Consider the following 15539-nt stretch of genomic DNA (forward strand, 5'->3'; position numbering starts at 1 on the left):
AAAAGCGAAAGTTCGGACGTGCTATCGCCTGTGCGGGACAACTTTCCGGTTTCACGAAGCGGCTTGCTACCCATCTCTGGCGCACATAGCATGCAGCTGATTTGCAGGATGACGCCGATGTTTCTGACGCAGGAAGAGCTTTCCAATATCATCGCGTTTCGCCGCGAGCTTCACCGCTATCCCGAAGTGTCGGGCGAGGAGGTCGAGACCGCGCGCCGGGTGCAGGAGGCGCTGCTTCTGGCAAAACCTGATCGGATCGTGTCGAACCTTGGCGGCCACGGTGTCGCGGCGGTCTATGATGGGGCTATTCCGGGGCCGACGGTGCTTATTCGCTGCGAGCTCGATGGATTGCCGATCGAGGAAATCTCCAACGAAGAGTATCGGTCGACGATCCCGGGCAAGGGGCATCTTTGCGGTCACGACGGGCATATGTCGATCGTGATGGCGGTCGCAACCGCGCTCGGGCAGAAGCGGCCGAACAAGGGGCGTGTGATCCTCCTGTTCCAGCCGGCCGAGGAGAATGGCGCGGGTGCTGCTGCGGTGCTTGCCGATCCTGAGTTCGCGACGCTGAAGCCCGATATGGCGCTGTCGCTGCACAATCTTCCAGGCGTGCCGCTGGGGCATGTGCTGCTGCGCGCAGGTCCCGTCAACTGCGCGTCGCGCGGGATGAAGATCGTGCTCGATGGCAAGACTTCGCACGCGTCTTGCCCGGAGGATGGCATTGCGCCGACATTTGCGCTGGCGAGCCTGCTTGGCGGGCTGACCGCGCTCGGGAGCGTCGCGCCTGTCGGTCCCGATTTCGCGCTGGTGACAGTCACTCATGCCCGGCTCGGCGAGCCCGCCTTCGGTATCAGCCCCGGGCGGGCCGAGATATGGGCGACGTTGAGGACGCTGACCGACGAGCGGATGGCCGGTCTGGTGCAGCGCGCCGAGATGCTGGCGAAAAGCGAGGCGGATGCCGCCGGGCTTGAGATCGAGATCACATATGAGGATGTGTTTCATCAGTGCTTCAATTCGCCCGAAGCCGTCGATGCGCTGCGGCGGGCGCTGGATGACGAGGGCGTCAGCCATCAGAGCGATAGCCGCCTGCTGCCGATGAAGGGCTCGGAGGATTTCGGGCTGTTTCGAACCGTCGCACCATCGGCGATGTTCTTCCTCGGGTCGGGCGAAACGCATCCGCAATTGCACAACCCGGATTATGATTTTCCCGAGGCGTTGATCCCGATCGGAGCGGGCGTCTTCATGCGGGCGATCACCAATATCCTCGGCTGATGGTGCCGCAGATTTGATTGATGTCATGTGCGCCGGCGCATGGAAATTGCCCGCGCCGGTCGTTTTTCTCTTCCCCACTCGGCGGGATGGGCCTATCTACGATCGGGTCGACCGACGCCCCACGCCGCACGTGCTGTTGCCGGCCGTTTGATCCAGATTTCACATTGGCAGATTGATGACAGCAGTTGAGACGGTCGAGGCGGATGGTGACGCGGGCAGCGCGCGCCGTTCGAAAATAGTGGCGCTGGTCGTCGCCGTATCCTTCTTCATGCAGATCCTTGACGGCACGATCGTCACCACCTCGCTGCCGCAGATGGCGGCGAGCTTCGGTGTTCCCACGATATCGATGAGTATCGGCATCACCGTCTATATGCTGACCATGGCGGCCTTCATTCCGCTCTCGGGCTGGCTTGGCGATCGCTATGGCGCACGGCGCGTCTTCATGGCGTCCATCGCCGTGTTCACTGTCGCCTCGCTGCTCTGCGGGCTTTCCGAGAATCTGACCGAATTCGTGCTCGCCCGCGCGGTCCAGGGCGCCGGTAGCGCGCTGATGACGCCAGTGGGGCGGATCATCGTGTTGAAGAACGCACGCAAGTCCGAACTGGTGCGGGCCATCGCTTTGATTACGTGGCCGGCGCTGACGGCGCCCGTCATCGGGCCGCTTTTGGGCAGCGTCATCACCACCTACGCAAGCTGGCACTGGAACTTCCTGATCAATCTTCCGATCGGCGTGCTCGGCATGGCGCTGGTATGGCGTTTCGTGCCGGAGCAGCGCGAGGAGGATGCCGGGCGGCTCGACGTGCGCGGCTTTATCCTGAGCGGCGCCGGACTGACGCTGCTTCTGGCGGCGCTTGAGCTATCGGCGAAATGGCATGGCGGTGTTGCGCCTGTCGGCGCCATGCTGGTTGCCGGTATCGTGCTGTCTTTCATGGCTTACAGGCATTTCATGCGGGTCGACAATCCACTGCTCGATCTGTCGTCGTTCAAGGTGCAGACCTTTGCGATCGCCACGCTCTCGGCCGGAACCGCAAGCCGCACGTCCATCAACGCGCCGCCGTTTCTGCTGCCCCTGTTGTTCCAGCTCGGCTTCGGGCTGAGCTCGATCGAGGCGGGCATCTACCTGCTGGTCTATTTCCTCGGCAATCTGAGCATGAAGACGGTGACGACGCCGTTGCTTGCGCGGTTCGGCTTCCGGACGGTGCTCTTCTTCAACGGGCTGATCGCGGCGCTGACGATTGCTGCTTGCGGCTTTCTCGTGCCGGAGACGCCGCGTGTGGTGATCTATGCCCTGCTGTTCATCACCGGCTTGTCGCGCTCCATGCAGTTTACCGCGCTCAACACGATTGCCTTTGCCGATATCAGCGGCGCTCAAAGAAGTTCGGCCTCGACCTTGTCGAGCATGCTGCAGCAGGTGTCGATGTTGCTGGGTGTCGCGATTGCGGCTGCCGTTCTCAACGTGTCGGCGGCCGTTCGCGGGCTTGGCGATCCCGGACTTGTCGATTTTCGCTGGGCTTTCGTTGTCATCGGCGCGATCGGCGTCGTGTCGACGCTGCGGTTTTTGCAATTGCCTCATGATGCCGGCGCCGAGGTTTCTGGACACAAGCGTCAGCGGTAGTGCCTAGACGGTGATCTAGGTGCGGCCGATTTCCACGTCGCCGCCCGGATTGTGACATGATAGCGAGGGCTCCGATGATTGCTTCGAGCCGTGTCGCCTTTCTGTCGCCTTTCTTTCCTATGAAAAGCGGGCGCTCGTTCTTACTACCGAAGTTGCTACCAAACTTGGCGGGGATACCTTGCGGCTGACACGTTTTCTGCTTCAGAGCTTATTGTTTGTCTCGCTGGCCCTGGCCGGCGCTGGTTCCAGCCATGCGCAGACACCGCCACCCGCCGCGCCGACGCAAAGCGCTCAGCCCGCCGCCGAGCAGAACGCCGCCGCGCAGAGCGGGCCAGGCGATCAGGCCGCCAAGCATATGGCCAAAGCCAAGGCCGATTTCGCAGCGCTTCAGGAGAGCGTGAAGCAGAGCGTCGACGACGATGACGGTCTGGTGGCGCTGGCGGGGCGGGCCGATGAGCTCAATCGCGGCGTTGCCGGGATTTCCGGCGGTATCACGCCGCGTCTCGATCAGATCAAGGCGCGCCTGGCCGAACTCGGCGAGCCGCCGAAGGAGGGGCAGCCGCCCGAGGCCGAGATCGTCGCCAACGAGCGAAACGCCTTGATGGCGGAGCGCGCGCAGCTCAACGTGGTGCAGGGTGACGCCGAAACGCTGACCGCCTCGCTCGGCCGGATGAGCAACCAGATCGCGGAACTGCGCCGCAAGCTGTTTGCCGCGACGCTGCTTCGCCGCAGCGACATTTCCGCCTCCGTGCTTGCCGACGCCGGCACCGCGTTTGTCCAGGAAGTGGGTGCGTTCCAGCAGGCGCTGGCGAGCTGGCTGGGCTTCGTGCTGAAGTTCAAGGCCTTTGCCTTTGCCGCGGCCATCTTCATGTCGCTTGCAACGGCGCTGATCCTTCTGTCGGGCAGCTACCGGCTCTTCGGGCACTATCTGCAGCGCAAGGAGAGCGATGAGCCGCCCTCCTATATCAGCCGGCTATCGATTGCCTTCTGGTCGACGCTGGTCAGGACGCTGTCGCTCGCGACGCTCCTGGTCACGTCCTATCTCTTCCTCGATAGCTTCAACGTTCTGAGACCCGACATCGCGCCCGTTGTGGCGGCGCTGTTTTCGACGATCGGTGTCATCTATTTCGTACGGCGCTTCACCAATGCGGTGTTCGCGCCACGCGATCCGCAGTGGCGTCTCGTCCGCCTGTCCAATCGTGGCGCGAGCTCGATCAGCGCCTGCCTGTTGGCGATGGCGATCGTCCATGCGCTGGATTTCTTCTTCGGCAGCATCAGCGAATCGATGGGCTCGCCTCTGGTGCTCACCGTCGTCCGCAGCTGGATCGCGGCGCTGATCATCGGTCTGATCCTGATCGCGGCGTCCTTTGGACGGCCGATGATGGCGAAGAGCCGTGATCCCGATGCGCCCGGCCGGCATTGGCCGAAGGGGCTGGCGATCGTGCTGCGTGTCCTCGGTGGCGGTCTCATCTTCGCGGCACTGACCGGTTATGTCGGTTTTGCGCGCTTCATCGCATCGCAGCTGATCTTTACCGGCGCGATCGGCGTGACGACCTATATCGGCCTGCTCTCGGGCAAGGCGATTTCGCGTACGGAAACCTTCGGCGATACGCGGCCGGGCCAATATCTGGCGTCGCGCTTCAAGCTCGGTCCGGTCGTGATCGACCAGGTCGGGCTGCTCGTCGGCTTCTGCATTTATGGGGTGGCGCTGGCGACCGGTATTCCGCTGATCCTGCTGCTCTGGGGCTTCCACGTACAGGACCTGCAGCTGATCGCCTACCGCCTGTTCACGGAAGTCCGGCTCGGCGGCATCAGCATTTCGCTGGTCGGCATACTCACCGGTATCCTGCTGTTTGTCGGCTGCTATCTCCTGACGCGCTGGATCCAGCGCTGGCTCGACAACAACGTCATGGCCCGCAGCCATGTCGACCTTGGCGTGCGCAATTCGGTCAAGACGGGCATCGGCTATCTGGGCGTCGGCATCGCGGCGCTGATAGGCGTGTCGGCCGCGGGTATCGACCTGTCGAGCTTCGCGCTGGTTGCCTCGGCACTGTCCGTCGGTATCGGTTTCGGCTTGCAGAACATCGTGTCGAACTTCGTGTCCGGCCTGATCCTGCTGGTCGAGCGGCCGTTCAAGGTCGGGGACCACGTGGTCTCGGGCACGGCTGAAGGTATCGTCAAGCGCATCTCGGTGCGTGCGACGGAGATCGAGACGTTCCGCAAGCAGTCGATCATCGTGCCGAACTCGGAGCTGATCAACGCCAATGTCGGCAACTGGACCCATCGCAACAAGATGGGACGCTCCGAAATCCCTGTTTCAGTGAGCTATGATTCCGATCCGCAGAAGGTGATGGATATCCTGCTCGAGCTGGTGAACGCCGTGCCGCTGGTGCTGCGCAATCCCGAGCCGCATGTCGAGTTTCTGCGCTTCGGTCCTTACTCGCTCGATTTCGAGCTGCGCTTCATGCTCGGCGACATGGGCGACGGGTTGAAGGTTCGCAATGATCTGAGGATCGCGATCCTCAAGCGCTTCCGCCAGGAGGCGATCGAGATCCCGCTGCCGCAGAGCGATGTGGTTTTCCATCGTCAACCCGATACGGTCACGCCGGATGCGGCGGTACTGGCGCCGGAGCCCGTGGCGGACGAGCCAGTCGATAGCCGTGATATCGAGGAGGGTGATGGCAGGGTGCGCCGTCTTCGTGGCAAGTCTGAAGGCTAGATCAATGCGGGCACAGGCTCTGCTTGTGCTCGTTGTTGACTGCACGTGATGTAGTGAACCGATCACTAGGTTATAGATTACAACACGCTGAATAGTCCTTTAATCATGTTGCCAAGAAAGCCCCGCCCTTTGCGCCGGACGCTAGTTTGTCCGGTCAAGAACGTGTCCGTTTAATACTTATTCAAACACCCTGATGTAGCGATTTGAACCAAGCAGACGATTTTCTTCTTGGGGTTTTGAAATGGCTTTTTTGGGTATTTCCGGGATGCAGTATTCCGGTGGCACGTTTGAGAATGTACGTATTGTTGTCGCCGAAGACTCCAATGTCTTCACCTCGATGATCAGCAAGCGCCTGAAGGAGCTTTTCGACATCGACGTCGAGATCTGCCGCAACTTCGAAGAGTTGCAGCTCTGCTACGACAAGTCCTCTCAGGAAATCACACTCGCCATTTCCAACATCAACCTGCCGGGCGCCGAAAACGGCGAGGCTTTGGAATATCTGGTTGATCTCAGCATCCCGACGATCGTATTCACCGGCACTTTCCAGGAAGGCATGCGCGACAAGCTGGTCGCCAAGGAGATCGTCGACTACATCCTGAAGGACAATGTCTTCGCCGTCGATCTCCTGGCTGAATCCGTCTGCCGCTTCCTGACCAACCATCGTCACCACGTGCTGATCGTCGACGATAGCCCGACGGCGCGTGCGCTGCTGTCCAGCCGCCTGAAGCGCTACAATTTCCGTGTCAGCACGGCCGATAGCGGCGCCAAGGCGCTCGAAACCCTCAAGGCAAACCGCGATATCGGCCTGATGATCACCGACTACAACATGCCCGATATCGACGGCTTCGAGCTTACCCGCCGCATCCGTTCCAGCATAGGCTCGCATGAGCTGAGGATCATCGGCGTCTCGTCGTCTTCCAACCGCCTGCTCTCGGCGCGCTTCCTGAAGGCCGGCGGAAACGACTTCATGCTGCGTCCGTTCATCGACGAAGAGTTCTATTGCCGCGTCAATCAGAACCTCGACACGCTTCTGCAGATCCAGGCGATGCAGCCGGCGCGCAAGAGCGCCTGAGCGGTCGCATTCGCTAATCCATGCACCGGGGTGCAGGCATCTCTTGAGGGAGTGGACAGCACTCCCGGGAGCGCTGTCCACCCCCATACCCAACCGATGAAAATCGCCTTTCGCGCGCCGCCTGCGGTCTTTGGACCGGATGCGACGCGGGACGCATTTTTGTTTGCCAGGCAAAGCCCAACAAGGCGGGTGACCGAGATGAAATCAGACATTCTGCGTGAACGACAGGCCTCGCAACGCGAGGGGCGCACGGTTCTTCTGGTCGAGGATTCGCGCATGTTCTCGTCCGTCCTATCGCACCGTTTCGAGACGGAGCTCGGGCTGACGGTGACGCATTGCGGATCCCAGGAGGCGCTCGATGCAGCGCTTCTGGAGGCCGAGGACGGTTTCAGCATGGCAGTTGTCGGCCTCAATCTGCCCGGCGCGCGGGATGGAGAAGCGCTTGACCAAATTCTTGCGCATGACATCCCGGCCATCGTCTTTACCGGATCGTTCAATGCCGACGTGCGCAACCGCATCACATCGCGCAATGTCATCGACTATGTCTTGAAGGATAACGAGTTCGCGCTCGACAATCTGATCGCCGCGGTGCGCCGCGCCATCTCCAACCGGAGAACGCGTGTCCTCGTCGTCGACGATATCGTTTCCGCCCGAAGCGCGCTCGTCGAGCTTCTGGAGGCGCAGCAGTTCAAGGTGTGTCAGGCCGGTACTGGCATCGAGGCGCTGGAGGTGCTGGAGAAGCACGCCGATATCGAGCTCGTTCTCACCGACCATCACATGCCCGACATGGACGGATACGAACTGACGCGGCGGATCCGCAATCGCTACAGCACCGAGCGCATCCGCGTGATCGGCATCTCGTCGTCGGGAGACCGGTTTTTGTCCGCGAGCTTTCTGAAGGCCGGCGCCAGCGATTTCGTTTATCGCCCCTTCGTGCCCGAGGAACTTCAATGTCGCATCTCGCACAATATCGAGACGCTGACGCAGATCAAACAGCTGCGGGCTGCGGCGGCGAGCGACTATCTGACCGGGCTCTATAACAGGCGTTATTTCTACGACCAGGGACCGCGAATCATCACGGAGTGTCTGCGCGGCTCGCGACCCGCGTCGGTCGCCGTTCTCGACATCGACCATTTCAAGCGGCTGAACGACACCTATGGCCACGAGATCGGCGACCGGGTGCTGAAGGCGGTTGCGATGCGGCTGCAGAGCGAATTTATCGGCACTGACAATCTCCTGTCGCGCGTGGGTGGCGAAGAGTTTGCGATGCTATTTGCCGGGCTGGACTCAGCGGCCGCGACGGCGCTTTGCGACCGGGTGCGCGAGGAAATTCAAGCGCTGAAGATCGTGGCCGAGGAGGAAGACATTTCGGTCACCGTCTCCATTGGCGTCGCCGAAATCGGTGGTTACGAGACGTTCGAGAACTATCTCAACGCCGCCGACCAGTATCTCTACATGGCCAAGCATCATGGGCGTAACCAGGTCTATTCCGACGCGCGCGTGGTGACGAACGCGGCGGAGTGATGTCGCATCCGCGATAGCGGTTTACGGCCGCTATCGTGGGCACTTGTCGTAAGGCTCAGGCGGCGATGGCCTGTCGTGCGGTCGCCATCGTCATCTTCCGCTCGGCGCGCTCCTGCTGCGGCGAGCGGTGGTAGAGTTCGCGATAACACTTGGAGAAGTGCGAGGCGGAGACGAAGCCACAGGCAACAGCCACTTCGACGACAGGCATCGACGATTGCACCAGCAGGTGACGGGCGCGGTCGAGCCGGATTTCGAGATAGTAGCGGGCAGGGGAACGACCCATTTCCTGGCGGAACAGGCGCTCGATCTGTCGGCGCGACAGGCCGGCACCGTCGGCGATCTCCAGCAGCGACAGCGGCTCGGCGAGATTGCCTTCCATCAATTCGATGATCGACAGAACCTTGCCGTTCTGGACGCCGAGACGGGCGCGCAGTGGCAGGCGCTGACGGTCGTGCGGGCTGCGTACGCGGTCGGTCAGGTGCTGCTCGCAGACGCGGTTGACCAGCGTCTCGCCGAAATCCTCGCCGATGAGGTTGAGCATCATGTCGAGCGAGGCAGTGCCGCCGGCGCAGGTGTAGAGATTGCTGTCCACTTCGTAGAGGTCGGCATAGACCTCCGCTTGCGGGAAGGCTTCGGAGAAGCCCGGCAGGTTTTCCCAGTGGATCGCGCAGCGCTTGCCATTCAGGAGACCGGCCTGGGCAAGCACATGCGCGCCCGTACAGAGACTACCGACGGCGACGCTGCGATTGTAGGATTCGCGCAACCACGCATTGACGGACTTGTTGTTGAATTCCTCGACGTCGATACCGGAACAGACCAGCACCATGCTCGGGCGGTTCTCGCCGCCGAGGTTGCGGCGCTCGTCCGCCAGCGACGTGTTGGCCTCGACGCCGATGCCGCAGGAGGAATAGACCTTTTCGCCATCCACCGATGTCAGGCGCCAGGTATAGGCCTGGTAGCCCAGCATGCGGTTGGCGATGCGCAGCGTATCGATCGCGGCCGAAAAGGGCAGCATCGTAAACTGCGGTACCATGAAGAAGACGATGGAGCGTTTCTTATGCGACATCTTGCTCATGCGAGAAATCCATGATGGAGGGCCAATGCGCTATTGGTGCTTGGATTGCGCCGCTTAGATATTCAGAAAGCGACATTCTCATGGAAAAATGCGGCCGCAAAGAGCAAAAATGCGACATTGCTTTAATTGACGTCGGTCAATTGGCTTTTGACAAGAACAAATGTTCGCCAAAAGCCGCTTCAGAAATACATGTTCCTGATATTCAAGATTAAATCACGAGGGGCCTAAAACGACGAAAGCGGCGCTGCCGGGAAGCAGGCGCCGCTCTCATGCGGGGAGGTATGTCGCATCCATTACATCGCCTTGTGGTCGTCTACATTATCCGCCGACGGCCAGCCGAAATCCTTGCGCATGTCGATCGGCATGGCTTCGATTTCGCGGGCGGCCTGCCACTGATGCCATGCGCGGGCAACCTTGCGGGCGTAGGCTGACAGGGAGTGATCATGATGAGCCACATGGGGCAGCTTGTTGTCTCTGAAGGTGATCGTGGTCATGTCGAATGTCCTTTCTCGTATCGACCGACGTCTCTCGCTTGTGAATTCGTTGTTACTGATATGGTCCTTTGCGGCCCATCAATCAAACGAATAGAGTTTATGGCTATCATCAATCATTTTGAATGATTGGCCGAGCATGTGGATCGGGCAGCCAATGGCGCTGACGATGACGACGGTGATGCCCGCTGGCACATACCGGCGCGGCACGCTCACGTCGGCGGCAAGGTGGCCGGGCTGGCGGGCGATCTGTTCAATGGCGGTCCGTCGCATCGCCAAAACGCGGCGGCGGGCGATGAAGTCGCGCAGGCTGTCTATCAGGGTTCGAGTGGTCATCGGTTTGTCTCCTTCATCGAAGTGATCCGATACCAGCCAGATTGAACCTTGGTTGACTTTCAATCAAACAAAATGATATTGTGTTATGTATCAAGAAAATTGAAAGATGAGATGATGACAGCTCCGCTTCGCCGTCCCATTCCGCTTCTCGACAACGATGTGCTGCGCACCTTCGTGGCGATCGCTGAGACCGGCAATTTTTCAACGGCTGCCGAAGCCGTCTTCCGAACGCCGTCGGCCGTGTCCATGCAGATCAAGAAACTCGAGGAGCAACTCGGCGCGACGCTGTTTTTGCGCGACGCGCGCTCGGTTTCGCTGACGCAGCATGGCGAGGTTCTTCTATCCTACGCGCGCAACATGCTGGCTCTCTCCAATGAGGCGGTGTCGCGCTTCATCATGCCGGAGCTGAGCGGCGTCGTGCGGCTGGGCGCGCCCGAGGATATCGGCGAGCGCATCCTGCCCGGCATCCTGAAGAACTTCGCCGAGAATTTTCCCGGCATCATGGTCGATGTGACCATCGACATGAGCCTAGGGCTTCGCAAGCGCATGGAGGAGCAAAGGCTCGATCTGGCGCTGATCAATTGCGCCACGCGCCCGCTGCCGACCGATGGCGAAATCGTCTATCGCGAGCGGCTGGTATGGGCCGGCGCCAAATGCGGCACCGCGCATCGCCGCGAACCCCTGCCGATCTCCATCTGGGAAGAGGGGTGCATCTGGCGGCTTGAGGCGCTTGCGCAGCTCGAGCGAATGAAGCGGGATTTCCGCGTGGCGTTCCTGAGCGGTCACACGATGGCGCAGCGCGCCGCCGTGGTCTCCGATCTCGCGATCGCACCGCTGCCGCGCTCCTATGTCGGAGAGGATATGGAAATCCTCGGCGCGCAGGACGGACTGCCCGAGCTCGGCTCCTTCGATATCCGCCTGTTGACCGTCTCGCAGATGACCGCGCCGATGAAAACGGTGGCCGAAAGCATACGGCTGGCATTCAGCGAAAAGGCCAAGGCCATCGCCGCCTGACGGCCAACCGGGCTCGATGTTCGTGCCCGGCTAATATCGCTCATTTAAAAAAGAGAAGTCCGGCTGAAACCTTTTTGGGTTCAGTGCGTTATCAGCGCGCAGCAGTCGTGCGACTGGCTGCGGAGAGCGGTTTTTTAAACAAGGGATTTCCGACTATGACCACCACGGTAAAGATTGGTGCTGCCATCATGCTTCTGTTCACTCTTGCCTCTTGCGCCAACACCATCCGTGGCGTCGGTCGCGATACGGCGAACGCCGTCAACGCTACGCAGGATGCTGGCCGCAGCGTCAATCACGCTGCCAAGAAGTAAGCCGGCTCAGATTTTCGCCTGCGGATAGGCTTTTTCCAGGCCACCCGATGTCGTCAGGCCCTTGCGGAAAGCGGCATAAGCGGGATGCTGGCTGGACTTGGACGCTTCCATCAGACGAATCTGGAGACGCGGCGGTGCTGCGTCTCCGACCCATTTTCCCAATGCCTCGAGTTTCAGCGAATTCAGGAACGGCGCGCGCGACGCATTGTCGAGGTGACGGTGGATGCCATCGAGCAGGCTGTCGTCCTGCGCCGGATTTTCCATGATCAGCCCAAGATAGGACTTGTCCTGTTCGCCCAGCGCGGAAAACTTGGCGGCGATCGTCTCGGAATCGGGAAACGGGGCTGAGGTCATCGTCATTCTCCATGTCGTCAGTATTCGTTCGTCGCTTGAAGCGGCGAGTCGTCTTCGGCGACTTATATGCAAGGTGCTTGCTTGCGGAAACCTGTTGCCCGTGCGGCAGCCTGTCTCAACCCGCTCATATCGTTGCCGAAACAAAATCGTCAAAACAGCGCGAATTCATATTTGGTTAAGTGCTCACTAACCATCCGGTAACAATGTGGCGCTAAGAATAGCGACGTGGCGGGGGACAACCGCTGCTTCTCCGGATCAGGTATTGCGTCCCGGGGAACGTGAGCTTGGCCGTGTTCGGGCAAAGCGCCAGCGTATTTCGGCAAGCCGCGCGACCTTAAGGTCTGCGCGGCTTTCGCATTTAGAACGTTTGCGATTGAGCCGTTGCGATTGACCGGGGCTGAAACGCCGTTGTACGCCGTCTTCAGTTTTGAGGAGCGCCGCGTCAATGACCAAAGCCATCATGCTGCAAGGAACCGGCTCGGATGTCGGCAAGACGGTGCTTGTTGCCGGCCTATGCCGGCTGGCCGCCAATCGTGGCATCTCGGTGCGCCCGTTCAAGCCGCAGAACATGTCGAATAATGCAGCCGTTGCCGATGATGGCGGCGAGATCGGGCGGGCGCAGTGGCTGCAATCGATGGCCGCGCGCGTGCCATCCTCCGTGCACATGAACCCGGTGTTGCTCAAGCCGCAATCGGATGTCGGCAGCCAGATCATCGTGCAGGGCAAGGTCTGGGGGCAGGCCAAGGGCCGTGACTACCAGCGTCTCAAGCCGCAATTGCTCGATTATGTCACCCAGAGCTTCCAAGAGATTTCGCGCGGTGCCGATCTCGTTATCGTCGAGGGGGCGGGGTCGCCGGCGGAGATCAACCTGCGGCCAGGCGATATCGCCAATATGGGCTTTGCGACGCGCGCCGGCGTGCCGGTCGTGCTCGTCGGTGATATCGATCGTGGCGGGGTGATCGCCTCGCTGGTCGGGACGCACACCATCCTGTCCGACGAGGATCGGGCGATGATCTCGGGCTATATCATCAACAAGTTTCGCGGCGACGTGTCGCTGTTCGACGACGGGATCAGTGCGGTCGGGCGTTTCACTAACTGGCCCTGTTTCGGCGTCGTTCCGTGGCTGAAGGCCGCCTCACGGCTGCCGGCCGAGGATTCGGTGGCGCTGGAGCGGCTGGCGCGGGGGCAGGCCGGGGCGCTGAAGATCGCCGTGCCGGTGTTGCCGCGGATCGCCAACTTCGACGATCTCGATCCGCTGCTGGCTGAGCCGGATGTGGAGTTGGTGTTCGTTCGTGCCGGTGAACCATTGCCTGCCGATGCGCAACTGATCATCCTTCCGGGCTCGAAGTCGACCATTTCCGATCTTGCCGATTTCAGGACGCAGGGTTGGGATAGGGATCTCGCCGCGCATGTCCGGCGCGGCGGACGGGTCGTCGGTATTTGCGGCGGCTATCAGATGCTAGGGCGCATGGTGCGTGATCCGCTTGGGATCGAAGGGAGCGTGCGCGAGATCGAGGGGCTCGGCTTGCTCGACGTCGAGACCGTCATGGACGCGGAGAAGACGGTGCGCAACAGCGTGGCGGTGTCGGCCGAGAATGGCGAGGCGCTCTCGGGCTACCAGATCCATCTCGGGGTCACCGAAGGCGCCGACCGCGTTCGGCCCTTCGCGATCGTCGATGGCAAGCCTGATGGCGCGATCTCGGGCGATGGGCGGATCGTGGGGACCTATCTGCACGGGCTGTTTGCGAGTGACGGCTACCGGTCCCGGCTGCTTGCAAGCTTCGGCCTCGCAGGCCAAAGCCGCGACTATCGCGCCGGCGTCGAGCAGGCGCTTGACGAGGTTGCCGCCGAGCTCGAAACTCATCTGGACAAGCGCTGGCTGGACAACCTGTTGGGTTAGATCTCGCCGGAGACCTCGCGGCGGCGGCGGTCCAGTTCTTCGCTGTAACGGCGCAGCGTGTGGGCTTCACTGAGCTGGCCGACCACGGTGCGCTCGACGAGATTGTTGACGACAGCGAGCGCTTCGCTCTCGGTCTTGTCGAAGATCGCGGCGGCCTGCTTGGCGTTCATCTGCGGCGTCAGGAAGTCGTTGCGGTAGCGCACGAATTCGTCGAGGCCCTTGCTCTCGTCGGCGGTGTCGGTGAGGTTGGCGTAGATATCGGGCACGAGCACGAGGCCGGCATATTTGCCGCTGTCCTCGACCAGGATCACGCGCTGTGCCGAGCCGATCGGGAAGCTTTCCTTGAATTGCTCGATGCTGATGCCGACCTTCGCGGTCTTGACGTCGGCGCGCATCAGCTTGTTGACCGTCAGATTGCGGATCCAGCCGACATCGTGGGCGCTGCGGATGCTTTCGCCGCGCAGGTGGAAACGCCATGTGGCGAAGGAGTAGCCGAAGGTGCTGCGCACGACCAGCGACGAGGTGATGACGGCAGCCAAGACCAGCGCCGTGATCGGGAAGTCGCCGGTGATCTCGAGCGCCAGGAAGGTCATGGTCAGCGGTCCGCCGATGACGGCGACGGCAAGCGAGCTCATGCCGACGACGGCGTAGATGATCGGCGTCAGCGTCGCATGGGCGAAATAAGGGGCCGAGTAGGCGAAGAATTTGCCGAGCAGCGCGCCCATGAACAGCGAGGCGAAGAACAGGCCGCCGCGGAAGCCGGAGCCGATCGAGATCGCCGAGGCCAGCGCCTTCAGCAGAAAAAGGCCGATCAGCACGGGAATCACGACTTCCCGGTCGAGATTGAGATGCAGCGCGCCATGGCCTGCCGACAGCACCTGCGGCGTCACCAGCGCGAGCAACCCGACGATGATGCCGCCGAGCGCCGGGCGGAAGGGGAGCGCGATCGAGCTGCGGCGGGCGAGCTCCTCGATAAAGGCGACGCCTTGCATGATCAGGATGCCGATGCCGGCGCAGAAGGCGCCGAGCAGGATGGCGGGGACGTAATCGGCCGGCATGACTGTGCCGAAATCGCCGACATCGATGATGAAGTCGCTACCGGCCAGCAGCCGGGCGACCAGCGTGGAAACGAGCGCCGAGACGACGACGGGCGTCAGCGACACGATCGTATAGGTCCCGATGATGAGCTCGAAGGCGTAGAAAGCGCCCGTCAGCGGCGCGTTGAAGGCAGCGGCGATGGCGCCGGCGGCGCCGCAGCCGACGAGAACGCGCAGATCGGCGCGGCGCAGCTGCAGTTTGAAGCCGAGTTTCGAGGCGATGCCGGACGCCAACTGCGTATAGCCGGCCTCAAGGCCGACCGAGGCGCCGAAGCCGTTGGAAATCAGGTTCTGGATCGCGACGATGATGCTGTCTGTCAAGGACAGGCGGCCGCCATGCAGCGCGTTGGCCTCGATCGGGTCGACCATCGGCTTCTTGCGGGTCTTTGCCAGCACATACATCAACAGGCCGAGCAGGATGCCGCCGCAGACGGGGGCGGCCATCAGCAGGAACTTGTCGTCGATTTGCGAGGAGCTCAATCGCTCGACATCGCTGATCCCGAAGATCAGGCTGTGCATCTCGCGCGAGATCAGGCTCATGCCGGTGACGGCGAGGCCAGACGTGACGCCGATCAGCGCGCCGGCCAGCACCATGCCCATCTCGCTGCGCCTCAGGAGCGCGCGCATGCGCCCCGCATCGAGCAGAGTGTGTAGCGGGCCAAGCCGTCTAAGATTGATTTTCAGGCGCATGATGGGGAAACTAGGCGGGCGAAAGCCCGTTCAAGGGTGGTAAAAGAGGGGATAGTTGCGGTGCTGCGC

At 61.5% G+C, this 15539-nt stretch carries 14 protein-coding genes; 9 read left to right on the forward strand and 5 right to left on the reverse strand.

Annotated elements, in window-relative coordinates:
- The first annotated feature begins 117 nt into the window (after positions 1-117).
- The 5 genes from ACCD05_RS04910 to ACCD05_RS04930 all read left to right on the forward strand — a co-directional run bounded on the left by ACCD05_RS04910 (position 118) and on the right by ACCD05_RS04930 (position 8202).
- On the forward strand, positions 118-1272 hold the full coding sequence (locus tag ACCD05_RS04910) for an amidohydrolase (protein ID WP_413391386.1): 1155 nt from the start codon (positions 118-120) through the stop codon (positions 1270-1272).
- A gap of 175 nt (positions 1273-1447) precedes the next feature.
- Positions 1448-2887 carry an MFS transporter gene (locus tag ACCD05_RS04915; RefSeq protein ID WP_413391388.1) on the forward strand — a complete coding sequence of 480 codons (1440 nt, stop codon included), beginning with the start codon at positions 1448-1450 and terminating at the stop codon, positions 2885-2887.
- 178 nt (positions 2888-3065) lie between these two features.
- On the forward strand, positions 3066-5606 hold the full coding sequence (locus tag ACCD05_RS04920; protein ID WP_413391390.1) for a mechanosensitive ion channel family protein: 2541 nt from the start codon (positions 3066-3068) through the stop codon (positions 5604-5606).
- A gap of 241 nt (positions 5607-5847) precedes the next feature.
- Complete coding sequence (locus ACCD05_RS04925) at positions 5848-6678, forward strand: response regulator (protein ID WP_047505493.1); 831 nt, start codon at positions 5848-5850, stop codon at positions 6676-6678.
- Positions 6679-6876: 198 nt separating this feature from the next.
- On the forward strand, positions 6877-8202 hold the full coding sequence (locus ACCD05_RS04930) for a diguanylate cyclase (protein ID WP_413391392.1): 1326 nt from the start codon (positions 6877-6879) through the stop codon (positions 8200-8202).
- A 55-nt stretch (positions 8203-8257) separates the two neighbouring features.
- On the opposite strand, the gene ACCD05_RS04935 is transcribed toward ACCD05_RS04930, so the two are convergent.
- A complete protein-coding gene (locus ACCD05_RS04935) occupies positions 8258-9277 on the reverse strand; it encodes a GlxA family transcriptional regulator (protein WP_018900461.1) in 1020 nt (339 codons plus the stop codon).
- Positions 9278-9288: 11 nt separating this feature from the next.
- Between ACCD05_RS04935 and ACCD05_RS04940 the strand changes: the two genes are divergently transcribed.
- On the forward strand, positions 9289-9489 hold the full coding sequence (locus ACCD05_RS04940; RefSeq protein ID WP_162735104.1) for a hypothetical protein: 201 nt from the start codon (positions 9289-9291) through the stop codon (positions 9487-9489).
- Between the two features lie 81 nt (positions 9490-9570).
- Here ACCD05_RS04940 and ACCD05_RS04945 read toward each other — a convergent pair whose 3' ends face one another.
- Positions 9571-9771, reverse strand: coding sequence for a hypothetical protein (locus tag ACCD05_RS04945; protein ID WP_111561972.1), 201 nt, complete (start codon positions 9769-9771; stop codon positions 9571-9573).
- A gap of 78 nt (positions 9772-9849) precedes the next feature.
- Positions 9850-10104: a hypothetical protein gene (locus ACCD05_RS04950; protein ID WP_413391395.1), complete on the reverse strand. Its 255-nt coding sequence runs from the start codon at positions 10102-10104 to the stop codon at positions 9850-9852.
- Positions 10105-10176: 72 nt separating this feature from the next.
- Between ACCD05_RS04950 and ACCD05_RS04955 the strand changes: the two genes are divergently transcribed.
- Together ACCD05_RS04955 and ACCD05_RS04960 are read left to right on the forward strand one after the other, a co-directional pair.
- Positions 10177-11118, forward strand: coding sequence for a LysR family transcriptional regulator (locus tag ACCD05_RS04955; RefSeq protein WP_026283379.1), 942 nt, complete (start codon positions 10177-10179; stop codon positions 11116-11118).
- A 155-nt stretch (positions 11119-11273) separates the two neighbouring features.
- Positions 11274-11429 carry an entericidin A/B family lipoprotein gene (locus ACCD05_RS04960; protein ID WP_018900667.1) on the forward strand — a complete coding sequence of 52 codons (156 nt, stop codon included), beginning with the start codon at positions 11274-11276 and terminating at the stop codon, positions 11427-11429.
- Between the two features lie 6 nt (positions 11430-11435).
- On the opposite strand, the gene ACCD05_RS04965 is transcribed toward ACCD05_RS04960, so the two are convergent.
- Complete coding sequence (locus ACCD05_RS04965; protein WP_413391398.1) at positions 11436-11783, reverse strand: hypothetical protein; 348 nt, start codon at positions 11781-11783, stop codon at positions 11436-11438.
- Between the two features lie 445 nt (positions 11784-12228).
- On the opposite strand from ACCD05_RS04965, the gene ACCD05_RS04970 reads away from it, so the two are divergent.
- Positions 12229-13683, forward strand: a complete 1455-nt coding sequence (locus ACCD05_RS04970) for a cobyric acid synthase (RefSeq protein ID WP_413391400.1) — start codon at positions 12229-12231, stop codon at positions 13681-13683.
- Here the strand turns inward: ACCD05_RS04970 and ACCD05_RS04975 are convergent.
- Positions 13680-15470: a chloride channel protein gene (locus ACCD05_RS04975; protein ID WP_018900664.1), complete on the reverse strand. Its 1791-nt coding sequence runs from the start codon at positions 15468-15470 to the stop codon at positions 13680-13682. The genes ACCD05_RS04970 and ACCD05_RS04975 overlap by 4 nt on opposite strands.
- Positions 15471-15539 lie beyond the last annotated feature (69 nt).

The sequence above is a fragment of the Rhizobium sp. Rhizsp42 genome (assembly GCF_047304155.1).
In the GTDB taxonomy this organism is placed as follows: Bacteria; Pseudomonadota; Alphaproteobacteria; order Rhizobiales; family Rhizobiaceae; genus Rhizobium.